A 13,302-nucleotide genomic window follows, 5' to 3' on the forward strand; every position below is an offset into this window, starting at 1 on the left:
AAAGTTATTTTAAAATGTATTCATTTTAAAATAACTTTTTTTATATACAAAACAAATTTTAAATTAGGTTCTCACTTTTTTTAAAAGGTACATATATTAAATATAAACAAAGTACATGAGGTGATAACTATAGAAAACATAAATCCAAATAAAGTAGATGCCGGGTTAGGACTTATACAAAATGTACCAAAGAATATATTAAGCAAATTAGGAATAAACTATGGAACTAAATTTACAGAGACTAACTTAATAGAAGTTACTATAATATCTGGAGATACTCCTGAAAATGTTACAAAAATCGTAGAAAGTTTAGGTGGGAAATATGAAGATTTAGGTTTTGGATTTGGAATAGTTACTATACCCATAGGTAATTTAGGAAAATTAGCAAGTAGTGATTCAATACGATATATAGAGTTACCCAAAAGCCTATATACAACAGATTCTCAAAGTAATAGGGCAGCTTGTGTAACTACAGCTAGAGAAAATTTTAACCTTCTAGGTGAAGGTGTGTTAATAGGATTTATAGATTCAGGAATAGACTATACTCATCCAGGTTTTAGAAATCAAGACGGAACAACAAGAATAGATTATATATACGATTTAAGTGACAATGGTAAAATTTATAACAGAGAGACTATAAATACTGCACTCCAGAATCCAGATCCTTTTTCAGTAGTTCCTTCTTATGATAGTACTGAGCATGGAACACATGTGGCAGGAATTGCTTGTGCAGGAGGAAATATAAACCCGTCTTTCTATGGTGTTGCACCTAAAAGTTCTATTGCTATGGTTAAATGCACTAGAGGTCAATTTGCTCTTAGTACTAATATAATGAGAGGGCTTAAATTTTTAGTTGACAGAGGTAAAGAACTTAAAAAACCATTGGTAGTAAATATAAGCTTAAGTACAAATGATGGGGCACATAATGGAACAAGTCTTTTAGAGCAATATATATCAACCATTTCCACACTAGAGAGAATATCTATTGTTATTGCAGCTGGAAATGAGGGGGATGCGGCACATCATGTTGGTGGAGACTTAGAAGGAGAAAAAAGAATCGCTATAAATGTAGCTGAAGATGAGGCTATAGTAATATTAAATCTATATAAACCAGTGTTGTCTAATATATCTATAAGAATTACTACGCCTAGTGCATTTACCAGTGGTGAAATAGTAATAAGAGAAGGCTACACTGAAGGAATAATAGGAAGAGATAGATATCAAATTTTTTATACAGGGCCTAAGCCTTTTGATATAATAGGAGAAATATCAATTGCATTAATTACAAATGCTCAGTATATATCATCTGGACAATGGGAAATTAGATTATCTTTATTAAATGAATATAAAGGTATATTTGATATGTGGTTACCTATCTCAGAAGGATTAAATACAAATACTAAGTTTCTTCAGCCTACAGTTTTAAATACATTGGGTATACCTGCAACAGTTTATAATGTAATTGCAGTAGGAAGCTATAATTATGTTACAAATAATATATCATCCTTTAGTGGAAGAGGAAGGCCAGTTGTATTTCAAAGAATAAGACCAGATTTGGTTGCGCCAGGAGAAAATATATCTTCAACAACCCCTAATAGGTCTTTCGATACTAAAAGTGGTACATCTATGGCTACACCACATGTGTCAGGAATTGCTGGGTTAATGATGGAGTGGGGAATAGTTAAAAGAAATGATCCCTATTTATATGCGGAGAGACTAAAATATTATTTAGTTGTTTCAGCTAAAAGACCTAGAACAGATATAACCTACCCAGATCCTAGTTGGGGGTATGGAGAAGTATGTTTAAATAACGCAATAGAAAGCATTATAAGTAATATAGGATTTATTGGAATGAGAAATGATAGAAGTGAAGTTGAAAAATATAGAGTTGGAAACTTATTTATAAGTAAGCCAAAATATATATGAAAGAACAAAATTGATATTAAAGACATATATTAATTAAAGGAAAAATATTAAAGGAGTATTATATGGCTCAAGGCAGATTAAAGGTTCAATGTTTTGTTAATGAAACGTATATACCTGTTGACAATACAAAAATAACTGTAAGACCGTCAACAGGTGGCCCAAGTGCGCAAGTAATATCATTATCTACAAATTCTATGGGGGAGTCTCAAATTGTTGATTTAGAAGCGCCACCACTAGAATATTCTCAACAGCCAACAGGACAAGTTCCTTATAGTATGTATGATGTAAGAGTTGAGAGAGAAGGGTTTCAAAGTATTTTAATAAATAGGTGTCAGGTTTTCCCAGATGAACTAGCAATACAACAGTGTAATCTTATAGAATCCTCAGGAATATTAACTAGAATGGAAAATATAAATATACCACCAAATACAGCTAATACACCACAAAATCAACAAGGTGGGAATGTAAATGAAATAATAAATGTTGGGCCTAATACATTAAATGGCAATTACCCAGAGAAAATTCCTGAAGAGGAAGATAAGCCACTACCACCACCAACAAGCGGAGTAGTTTTACCAAAGCCGGTAGTTCCTGAATTTATAATTGTACATGCAGGAGGACCCAATAATACATCAGCACCAAACTATAGAGTTTTATATAAGGATTATATAAAGAATGTTGCATCTTGCGAAATTTATTCAACTTGGTCAGAAAATACAATTAGAGCAAATATATATGCCATAATTTCATTTACCTTAAATAGAATATATACAGAATGGTATAGAGGAAAAGGCAAAAACTTTGACATAACTAACTCAACAGCTTATGATCATGCATTTACTTATGGAAGAAATATATTTGAAAGTATAAGTGCAGTAGTAGATGATATTTTTGCCACTTATATAAGAAGAGTTGGAAGAAAGCAGCCTTTATTAGCTCAATATTGCGATGGAAAAAATGTACAATGTCCAGGGTGGATGACTCAGTGGGGAAGTAAGTATTTAGGCGATCAAGGAAAGGCTCCATTCGAAATATTAAAAAACTTTTATGGTAGTGATTTAGAGCTAGTAACAGCAGAGCAAGTTAAAGGAATTCCTAAATCATATCCTGGATATGATTTAATAGTAGGATCAGCAGGGCCAGAAGTTAGAAGTATACAAGAATATTTAAATAGAATAGCTCAGAACTATCCATTAATTCCAAAAGTAGCACAAGATGGTGTGTATGGAACTAGCACTGCAGAAGCTGTTAAAGTATTTCAGGGAGTTTTCAATTTACCTCAAACAGGTATAGTTGATTATGCAACTTGGTATAAGATATCAGATGTTTATGTAGGAGTAACAAGAATAGCAGAACTAAGAGGTAGTGCTGAAACTGTACAAAGAATATTTATACCACCTAGGTCCTTTGACAATTACTATGATTCTACAGTTCCTAAATTTAATTATATAGATGATATACTATAATACAGATGGATTGGAAATTTTCCAATCCATCTATATTTTCTATGTTAATAGATATATAATATATGTGGCTATCTATATAAGTTATATTTTTTAGTATAAATATTAAAATTCAAAATAGGGGGAATAAAATATGAAAGGTACAGTTGTATCTACATGGATAAGAACTTGTAGAGATTTGTACGGAAATGAAGTTATAAACAAAAGCTTAAAATCAGTAAATTGGTCAGAAGACATAGTCTTTACACCTCTTGAAGATGTAGATGATAATCATATATTTAAGCTTATACAAATAATAGCAAACAATGTAAACACTTCAGTTAATGATTTGTGGCAAGTAATTGGAGAAAATAATTTAAATAAATTTGCAGAGGACTATCCAGTATTCTTTAAAAGAGTAAACTTATTTAAGTTTTTAAATTCCCTTAACTTTATACACTCAATAATAATGAAAAAAATAAAAGGTGCAAAGCCTCCTAAAATGGTTTTAGAGCCAATTTCAGAAGATAGTATTCATTTTACTTATAGATCTGAAAGAGAGTTATTTGATTATTTTTTAGGACTATTAAAGGGAAGTGCTAAGTATTTTGGTGAAAAAATAGAAATAAAAGAGGTAGAAAGAAAAAAAGGAGAATTAAAGGTACATATAAAATTTGAAAATACTATCCAGTATAGTAAGAAGTATATGCTAAGCAGAAGTTTATCTGTTGTAGGTTTGAGAAGCTTAGAATTAAAGATTTCAATACCTATATTTCTAATTATGACTTTAGTAGGGATACCTCTTGCAGGATTAACTAAGGGTTTGATAATTGGGGGAGTATCTGGGGTTATATCAGCTTTTATAACTTATATGACAATTAAGCCTTTAAATGACATAGTAGAAAATATAGAGAATAATAATTTTGAAGCGATAGATAAAAATATTTCTACTAATGATAAACTTGAGAAAATATACTTAGGGATATCAAAGCTTAAGGATAATATAGGTAAAGATTCAACATCTGCTAACCTTGCAATAAATGAATTAGCAGTGTTTACTCAGGCTATGTATAATACAACAGAAAAAATGAGAGAAACAACAGAAGAAATATCTAGCTACTCGGAACAAGTTTCTCAGCTTGCAACACAACAAGAAATAAGCACAGAAGTTCTTGTAAAACAAATAAATGAAAATATATTAGCATTAAAAGAACTTGTAAAGTCTGAAGATAGAAATAAAAATGAACTTGATAAGTCAGTAGAAAAAATTAATCAAAGTCATACTAATGTAGATAAATCAAGTGAGGCAATAAAAGAATCATTAAAATCATTTATGGATGTAAAAGAAAAAGGTAGAAATCTTCAAGATAAAGCTCAGGATATTACTAATATAGTATCATTAGTTTCAGGGATTTCTGAACAAACTAATCTTTTGGCACTAAATGCATCTATAGAAGCTGCGAGAGCTGGAGAACAAGGAAGAGGATTTGCAGTTGTTGCAGAAGAAGTTAGAAAGCTAGCTGAGCAATCTCAACAAGCAGTTAAGGATATTAATAGTAATTTATCATTCTTTGCAGGAGAAATAAATTCATTAGTTAAAAGTATAGAAAGTCAATACACTGTATTAGAGCTAGAAACAACTAATTTAGAAAATGTAAGAAATATAAGTTCAGAAGCAAATGACTTAATTGAAGTTGTGTCAAATGAAACTAATAAATCAATAGCTCAATTAAATAGTGAAGTTCAATCTGTGGAAGAAATGTTTAAAACAATAGATTCATTAGCAGCTATTGCAGCAGAAAATGCTGCATCATCACAACAAGTTAATCAGGATATAGAAGAATTTACTAGAAATATTCAAGATATGATAGAAACTCTTCAAAAGGTTAAAGCTGTTGGAGAAAATTTTGTAAATGATGTAAATTCTTAATTTATGTATAAAGATACCCCTATTGTAATATTTCAATAGGGGTATTTTTATAAGAAGAATTAATTTAACTCTTCTTTATGTTTAAAATAAAAGTAAATTGTTTGACCTATGAAAACTAGGCTAAGCAATCCAAAAAGAGGATATAGTGATCCGATAAGTTTTGAAAATCCTATTCTGGATATAGGCAGAGCTATAATAAGAACTATGAAAATTGCTTTTTTAAATTCTATATGAAAGTTATTGTCGAGAGTCTTACTTATAGAATAAACATCAGAAACTTCAGTTGAAAACATCTCTAGCCAAATTACAATCAACAATAATGCCTGTATTATATTTCCAAAACGTTGTGCTACAAATAATAAAGGTATTTCATATTGATGTATATAAGGTTGATTTATCATTAGCAAGAAGTTTATTGCAAAACTCAATAGAGCCAATCCTATTGCACCTAATGCAACACCATAAAACATAGTTTTAGGCTTTCCAACTTGGTTACTTAAAGGTACTAATACACCTAAGCAGCAAAGAGTGTTATATCCTGCATACAATGTTGTTGATAAGGCTATACCTGTTTTTTTGGGTTCAAATTTAGTTAAAAATTCTAATGACATCATATCTTTACAAAACATAAAGTACAGTATGGTTATTGTAGTAATAGTTATTACTAGAGTTGGAACTATAAATGAGTTTACCTCAATTAAACCATCAGTATCTTTTAAAAGGAAGAACACAGCTAAGACTATCATTATAATAGAACCGATTATTTTAGGAACTCCGAAAAATTGATTTATTAAAGCACCACTACCTGCCAAGATTATTGATGCACTGGATATAAGATATAATGTTGTGATTATACCTGTGATTTTACCAAGAATATTTGGACTAACTACTTTTATTACATCACCATAAGAGTTTAGTTTATACTTAATACTAATTTTTGAAACTATAGAACCCATAATTATATAAAATATACCACAGGCTATAACTCCTATAAAACTTGATATTCCGTAAGATGTAAAAAACTCTTTAATTTCTTGTCCAGAAGCTAGTCCAGCACCAACAATTGTTCCAATAAAAACAACTGCTATCTGAAAAATTTTAGAAAGTTCACGTTTCATTTTTATATCCCCCTATATTCTCTCTATTAACAAATATATATATGTTAAATTACTTTTATTCTTTAAAAATGAATAAGGTATATATTCTTAGGGAAAATAAGCTTAAGGAATATATATTAGGAGGTAATAAAAGTGATGAGAAGAAAGTTAACAATATGCTTTTTATTAATAATTATGAGTTTTTATTTATTATCTGCATGTACAAAAAAAGAAAATAATAGAGAAGCTAAGATAGATTTATTTAGCCCTAAAACTGCAGTTGATGTTGCAGAAACCTATTTAAATTTTGTTAAGGAAAATAATATGGATATGGCAAATAGCTTATGTACAGATAGTTTATTAAGCAGAAATAAGGAAATAACTACTGGAACATCAAGAATTGTATCTTATGAACCAGATAACTTAATAGAATCAACAGGATCAGCATATGCTACATTTAATGTTGTTAGAAATTCACCAACAGAGGCAAAGTGTGATTTAGATAATTATGCTATAAAAGTAGTTAAAGTGGGTAATGAATATAAAATTGATGAAATTAAATCAATGAATAAAAAACAAGTTTTTGTTAGAAATAACTCCTTAAGGATTATAGGTGAAGAAGGAGGAAAGAGTGATTTAATATTAAATTTAAATAACTTGCCTAAAGATGTGTATATAAAGGAAAATAGAATAATGTTATATAAAGAAAAAGCACCAGTAGAAGCTTTTGGACCTATATCAGTGGGATATAAAGGTCAAAAGGTAGCGTTATCAACAATAGGAAATAACAAAACATTTTTATCAATTGCATATATAGAAGAAAGTAAAGCAACTCAAGCAGCTCAACCATCTCAGGCAGATCAAGGAAGTAGTAAAGCTGGAGGAGCAGATGCAAGTAAATCAATAGAAGAAGTATTAGATAAACCTATAGTAAAGAAGGTTGTTCCTTTAGATATATTAGATAATGCAATAGTAAAAAATTTAGTTTTTTCAAAAGAAGAAGGATATTTAATAGTAGAATATTTAAATTCTAATAAATTAAATAGAATAAATATATATAATAGTGCTCAAGGAGATCTTGTTAAAATAAAATTTAATGAAATGTTTCCAGAAGACAAGTATAATGTAGAATTAAAGAGTTTCGATAAAAATACTATTACAGTTAAAGTTAGTGGCAAAGAGGGCAGAAATGATATAAACAGTGATGTTACAGGCGAATATAAGGTAAATATGGAAGCAGAGGAAGTTAAAAAAAATATTTAAAAGACTTAACATATAAAAATATTGTAGTAGAATAAAAGTACAACTTAAATAAAGTGGTACTTTTATTTTTTTAGGAGGAAGCATGAAAGAATGGAATGGAAAAAGATATCATAGTTTAAACTATTATCTTAGAAATAAATTTAATGAAAAAGTATATAAAATATCTTTAGATGGAGGTTTTACATGTCCAAATAGAGACGGAAAGGTCGCAAAAGGAGGATGCACATTTTGTAGTGCAAGAGGATCTGGGGATTTTGCGGGTAGTAGAACATTATCTATAACAAAGCAATTTGAAGATAGAAAAGATATGATGGAGAAAAAATGGAAAGATGGAAAGCTAATTGCATATTTTCAAGCCTACACTAATACTTATGCTCCAGTAGAAGAACTTAGGAGAAAGTATAGAGAAGCTTTAGAGCAAAAAAATGTAGTAGCTATATCAATAGCAACAAGGCCAGATTGTATTGATGATGATGTTTTAGATTTCTTAACAGAATTAAATAAAGAAACATATTTAATTGTTGAGCTTGGACTTCAAACAATAAATGATGAAACAGCGAGAAATTTTAATAGAGGATATGATTTTGAAGTTTTTGATAATACATTAAAAAGACTATTGGAAAGAAACATTGAAGTAGTAGCTCACACTATATTTGGACTACCAGGTGAAACAGAAGAAGATATGTTAAAAACTGTTGATTATATAGCACACTCAGGGGCAACGGGAATAAAGTTTCACTTACTTCACTTAATGGAAGGAACAAAAATGGTTGAACAATACGAAAGTGGAGAATTAAAGTTATTAACTCAAGAAGAGTATATAGACCTAGTATGCAAAGGAGTTGCTATGATACCTGAAGATATGGTAGTGCATAGATTAACAGGTGATGCTCCAAGAGAGTTATTAATAGGACCTATGTGGAGTTTAAAAAAGTGGGAAGTTTTAAATGCTATAGATAAAGCATTAGAAGATAATGATATATGGCAAGGTAAGAATTTTAAGTAGAGAAAATATAAACAATATATAGGGTGAGTTATAAAAGTTAGGGGGAAGTACTTATGAATATAGATGTTATTATATCTGCAGACCATATTAAAGAGGAGTATTTAAATAATAAGATAGTTGTAGTAATTGATATGCTAAGAGCAACTTCTGTTATTATAACAGCATTAGCAAATAAAGCAAAAAGAGTTATTCCAATGTTAACTGTAGAAGAGGCCTTTGAAAAGCAAAAAGAGTTTTTAGAAAAAGGAATAGAACCTTTGCTAGGAGGAGAAAGAAAAGCTGTAAAAATAGATGGCTTTGATTTCACAAATTCACCATTAGAGTATACTGAAGAAAATGTAAAAGGAAAAAATATAATATTAAGTACCACTAATGGAACAAGAGCAATTAATTTAAGTTTGAAAGCAAAAAAGATACTTATAGGTGCAATGATAAATGCAGAGGCTGTTGCGAACTCGTTAAGTAAAGAAGAAACAGATATAGTTCTTATAAATTCAGGTACAAATGGAGAGTTTTCAATAGATGACTTTATATGTTCAGGATATATAATAAGTTTACTATGTAAAAAACATACTTATAACTTATCAGATATATCTAAAACAGCGAAGTATATATATGAAAGCAATACTAATATATTAGATTATATAAAGGATGCAAGACACTACAATATATTAAAAGAGTTGAATCTAGAAAAGGATTTAGAATATTGTTGTAGAAAAAGTACTATAGATATTGTTCCTAATGTTAATAAAAACACTGGATTTATAGAAATAATAGGTAATTGATAATAAATTTCAAATAATCACTTTTTTACTATTGACAATAATATAAAAAGGTTATATTATAATAATAGATTGATAATCAATATCAATTAACGGAATAAATATATTATTATTAGCTCCACACTTTTAATAATATAAACTATATACAAACAAATTTAACTCCTATAATTATAGAATTTATTTCAATAAAAGATGACTAATTATGATGATTAGTCATCTTTTATTTTTTAAATCTGCTATAAATCATAAAAGCAATAAAAATATTCTGGTAATTATATCTAGGGAAAAATATGAAAATTATAGTGATGTTAATGAATAGGATGCATTTTATTATAAAAATACACATATTGTAATCCTTGTGATATCAATAGTTTAAATAATATCTAGTTAATAAAAATTATATAAAAAAATAAATTGAATTTTATGAAAATGTTTTATGGGAAAAAAATCAATTACAATAAGACAATTACTATTGATAGAACATTATTCAATAAATAGAAACTAACTCATATTTAGAAGCTATAGGTCATATGTTAGTATAGTTTCGACAGATGAATTACAAATCTGAAGGGGGAATTTACAAATGATAAAATCAAAATTAATAATGTTATTAGCATCAACAGGATTATCAATTGCTTTAGGGGTAGGAAGCTTCCTTATGCCTTCTAAAACTAATGTAACTAATAATGATGGTGTAAAGATTCAATCTAACAGTGAAGCTTCATCTGAAAATAAAGAAATAAAGAATGAAGAAGCTAAAAAAGCAACAGAGGTATCTAATAATGCTGTAGCTTCAGAAAATAAGGCTTCAACTGAATCAAATACTAATGCAAATAATGAATCTTTAAATAATAATAAAGAAACAAATGTACAAGCTGATAAGTCAGGCGGAAATAATCAATCTGGTGAAAACTGCTATACAGATGGACAAAATACTCAAGGACAAAATCCAGTAGAAACTCCATCTCAAGGTGGTGGACAAGCACCTACTGAAAAACCAAGTACTTCTGACAGTAGCTATATAGCGGAGATTGAACAAGCTATTTTCCAAAGAGTAAACCAAGAAAGAGCAGCAGCAGGACTTCCGGCATTAAGCTACAATGGAACTATGGAAAGTTATGCAAGAATTAAATCAAAAGATATGGGAGACAGAGGATACTTTGATCATAAAGACCCAGAAGGTAGATTAATAACAGAAAAAATGAAGGCTGATGGAGTATCATACAGAGCTTGGGGAGAAAACATTGCCTATATCCAAGGTGTAAATGGTAATTCAACTTTAGCAACACAATTTATGGACAACTGGATGAACTCTCCAGGACATAGAGCAAACATACTTTCATCAAACTTTAGTAGCATAGGTGTTGGAGTCTATAAAATAGGGAACACTTACTATGCAACACAAGAGTTCTATAAATAATTAGAATAGTAAATAATCTAAAACTAGTTAAAAAATAACCACTGAAAATAAAACTCTCACAGAAACTTACAAGTAGTAAAAAGCTATTATTTCTCATAGATATATGGGAGATAATAGCTTTTTTACTCTATAGGGAATTATTGGTGCTTATAAAAAATATTAATGAATAAAAAGAAATATGATATTAATAAATTTGCAGATGTTAATTCTGAATAATTAGTAATAAATTGACAATAAAAGTCATTTATATTAAAATTAATAATTATTGGAAAATAAGGAGAACGGTGATAAAGAACACAGAGATAAGTTAAAAGAAATAGTGAGTAATATAATTTTGAAAGAAGAAGGTATAGTAGTTGATTATCAATATATTTCTAGAGGAATTCAAGAGTACACTAAGACATTTAAAACACATGGTTTTAAATTAATAGTATTTTCTGTTGTAATTGAGTCAGCTATATTTATATTACATTATAAATATGATCGTCCTAAATACTGTAGCTATGATAAAAATAAATGATATGAATATAATGATTTCTCAAAAGTAGATGTTTAAAAAATGCAAATAAATAATACTGTATTTAAAGTAAAAAGTATTTCTTGATTATGAATTTAATTCGCTAGAGAGAAATACTTTTTTATTTTGTAACGAATTTACCAAAAATAGGATATATGTTATGGGAGGTGAAACATTGCTTACTATTGGTGAAATATATAAAGAAAATTCTAAGATTGTGTACGGGTTTTTACTTAATTATACAAAAGATGTGAACTTATCTGAAGAATTAACACAGGAAACTTTCTTAAGGGCAATTAAATCAATTCATAAATACAATGGAAAGTGCAAGATTTCAGTATGGCTTTGTCAAATAGCTAAACATCTTTTATTTCAGGAATGGAGCAAAAGAGGGAAAACAATAAATGTTTCATTTGATGAGAATATAAAAATAAGTGGAGATTCTACAGAAGAATTAGTTATATCAAATGAAAATAAAAAAAGTATATATAAAATAATACAATCTTTAGAGAATCCTTATAAAGAAGTTATGTATCTTAGATTAACAGGAGATTTAAGTTTTAAGGAAATTGGTGAGGTTTTAGGAAAATCAGAAAATTGGGCTAGAGTTACATTTTATAGAGGTAAATCTAAGCTTATTAGGAGGTTAGAGAATGGAGAATAAATTGTCTTGTAGCATAATTAAGGATTTATTATCTATATATATTGATGGAATTGCAAGCAAAGAAACTAATGTTTGTATTAAGCAACATTTAAGTGAATGTGATATTTGTAAAAAAGAATATTATAGAATGTGCAATGTTGATAATTCTAATGAAAAAAATAGCGAAATGGATACATTTAAAAAATTTAAATTGAAAATTATATTAAAATTCATTTCATTAATAATAATAAGTGTGGCTTGTATAAGTTTATCAATTATGTGTAATAAGATTCAATATGGTATGGATATAATTTCCACAAAAGAAATTACTTTAATGTTAGTATTAAATATAGGTATTTATTTTATTCCAATGATGGCATTATTATTTTGTTGGATATGGAAGAAAGCTTCATATGGAAGTAGTAGCTATAATGTTTCGAATGCATTTTTTATATCTTTAATAATTATAGTTATATATTTAATAATCAATTTACTATATAGATATATAAACTTATTAAAATTTTAGTAGGAGGGGTATCGTGAAACATATAGTATCATGTGAGATAATTAAGGATTTATTGCCTAATTATATTGAGAATATATTAAGTAATGAGGGAAATGAATTAGTGAAAGGTCATATTGATAGTTGTATTCATTGTAGGAAAGAATATGAAGTTATAAGTTCTACCATTAATATAAATACCGTAGATAAGGTAAAAGTTAACTATTTAAAAAAAATTAATAAAAAATTTCTAATTATGCTAATATTATCATTAATAGTTACAGTTATTTCCACTGTATTATTGACATTTTACACTGAACCCAATTTTGAAGAGGGGATTTTAACATTAATATTTTTAAGTTTTATTATTATTGCAATAATAATAAAATTTATAATTCCATTAATTGGATTAATATTTAGCATCATATATTTAAAGAAAACACATAAAAAATTTCTTATTGTTCCAATAATTATATGTAGTATGTGGTTATTTAAATCTTTATATATTTATATAAGAAATCTAATATATTATTAAATTTTAATTTCAAAACTTTACAATTTTATTAAATTAATAATATTGATATAAGAAATTTTGAAATATTAGAGTAGATGATGTGCCTTAATATTTATTGAACTGAGTATGTATTTTAGGGAATAACAATGAATTGAGTATAGAAAAATATCGCGTACAAGCTGCTTATGAGTATTGCTGAAATAAAAATATATAGAAGGTAAAGGGGGCTAGACTTGAGTATAAAAGCTGAAGAGTAATCT

12 protein-coding genes are annotated in these 13,302 nt (G+C 28.1%); 11 read left to right on the forward strand and 1 reads right to left on the reverse strand.

Annotation, left to right across the window (positions count from 1 at the left end; genetic code table 11):
• Positions 1 to 120: 120 nt before the first annotated feature.
• The 3 genes from ACH36K_RS02360 (at position 121) to ACH36K_RS02370 (ending at position 5,298) form a co-directional block, all read left to right on the forward strand.
• Complete coding sequence (locus ACH36K_RS02360; RefSeq protein WP_411169404.1) at positions 121 to 1,926, forward strand: S8 family peptidase; 1,806 nt, start codon at positions 121 to 123, stop codon at positions 1,924 to 1,926.
• A 62-nt stretch (positions 1,927 to 1,988) separates the two neighbouring features.
• Positions 1,989 to 3,392 carry a peptidoglycan-binding domain-containing protein gene (locus tag ACH36K_RS02365; protein ID WP_411169405.1) on the forward strand — a complete coding sequence of 468 codons (1,404 nt, stop codon included), beginning with the start codon at positions 1,989 to 1,991 and terminating at the stop codon, positions 3,390 to 3,392.
• Between the two features lie 130 nt (positions 3,393 to 3,522).
• Positions 3,523 to 5,298: a heme NO-binding domain-containing protein gene (locus ACH36K_RS02370; RefSeq protein WP_411169406.1), complete on the forward strand. Its 1,776-nt coding sequence runs from the start codon at positions 3,523 to 3,525 to the stop codon at positions 5,296 to 5,298.
• A 59-nt stretch (positions 5,299 to 5,357) separates the two neighbouring features.
• Here ACH36K_RS02370 and ACH36K_RS02375 read toward each other — a convergent pair whose 3' ends face one another.
• Positions 5,358 to 6,416: a transporter gene (locus tag ACH36K_RS02375; protein ID WP_411169407.1), complete on the reverse strand. Its 1,059-nt coding sequence runs from the start codon at positions 6,414 to 6,416 to the stop codon at positions 5,358 to 5,360.
• Between the two features lie 135 nt (positions 6,417 to 6,551).
• Between ACH36K_RS02375 and ACH36K_RS02380 the strand changes: the two genes are divergently transcribed.
• From ACH36K_RS02380 to ACH36K_RS02415, 8 genes are all read left to right on the forward strand, one after another.
• Positions 6,552 to 7,658 (forward strand): hypothetical protein, encoded by a 1,107-nt coding sequence (locus tag ACH36K_RS02380; RefSeq protein ID WP_411170645.1) that lies wholly within the window; start codon positions 6,552 to 6,554, stop codon positions 7,656 to 7,658.
• An 82-nt stretch (positions 7,659 to 7,740) separates the two neighbouring features.
• Complete coding sequence (locus ACH36K_RS02385) at positions 7,741 to 8,664, forward strand: TIGR01212 family radical SAM protein (protein WP_411169408.1); 924 nt, start codon at positions 7,741 to 7,743, stop codon at positions 8,662 to 8,664.
• A gap of 53 nt (positions 8,665 to 8,717) precedes the next feature.
• Positions 8,718 to 9,449 (forward strand): 2-phosphosulfolactate phosphatase family protein, encoded by a 732-nt coding sequence (locus ACH36K_RS02390; RefSeq protein ID WP_411169409.1) that lies wholly within the window; start codon positions 8,718 to 8,720, stop codon positions 9,447 to 9,449.
• A 580-nt stretch (positions 9,450 to 10,029) separates the two neighbouring features.
• Positions 10,030 to 10,866 (forward strand): CAP domain-containing protein, encoded by an 837-nt coding sequence (locus ACH36K_RS02395; RefSeq protein WP_411169410.1) that lies wholly within the window; start codon positions 10,030 to 10,032, stop codon positions 10,864 to 10,866.
• Positions 10,867 to 11,131: 265 nt separating this feature from the next.
• Entirely contained in the window at positions 11,132 to 11,386 is a 255-nt protein-coding gene (locus ACH36K_RS02400; protein WP_411169411.1) for a hypothetical protein, read from the forward strand.
• A 172-nt stretch (positions 11,387 to 11,558) separates the two neighbouring features.
• On the forward strand, positions 11,559 to 12,047 hold the full coding sequence (locus ACH36K_RS02405; protein ID WP_411169412.1) for an RNA polymerase sigma factor: 489 nt from the start codon (positions 11,559 to 11,561) through the stop codon (positions 12,045 to 12,047).
• Positions 12,037 to 12,552, forward strand: coding sequence for a zf-HC2 domain-containing protein (locus ACH36K_RS02410; protein ID WP_411169413.1), 516 nt, complete (start codon positions 12,037 to 12,039; stop codon positions 12,550 to 12,552). Before ACH36K_RS02405 ends, ACH36K_RS02410 begins: the two co-directional genes overlap by 11 nt.
• Positions 12,553 to 12,565: 13 nt before the next feature.
• Positions 12,566 to 13,063, forward strand: coding sequence for a zf-HC2 domain-containing protein (locus tag ACH36K_RS02415; RefSeq protein WP_411169414.1), 498 nt, complete (start codon positions 12,566 to 12,568; stop codon positions 13,061 to 13,063).
• Positions 13,064 to 13,302: the final 239 nt, after the last annotated feature.

It is taken from the genome of Clostridium sp. MB05 (genome assembly GCF_046581255.1).
GTDB lineage: Bacteria > Bacillota > Clostridia > Clostridiales > Clostridiaceae > Clostridium.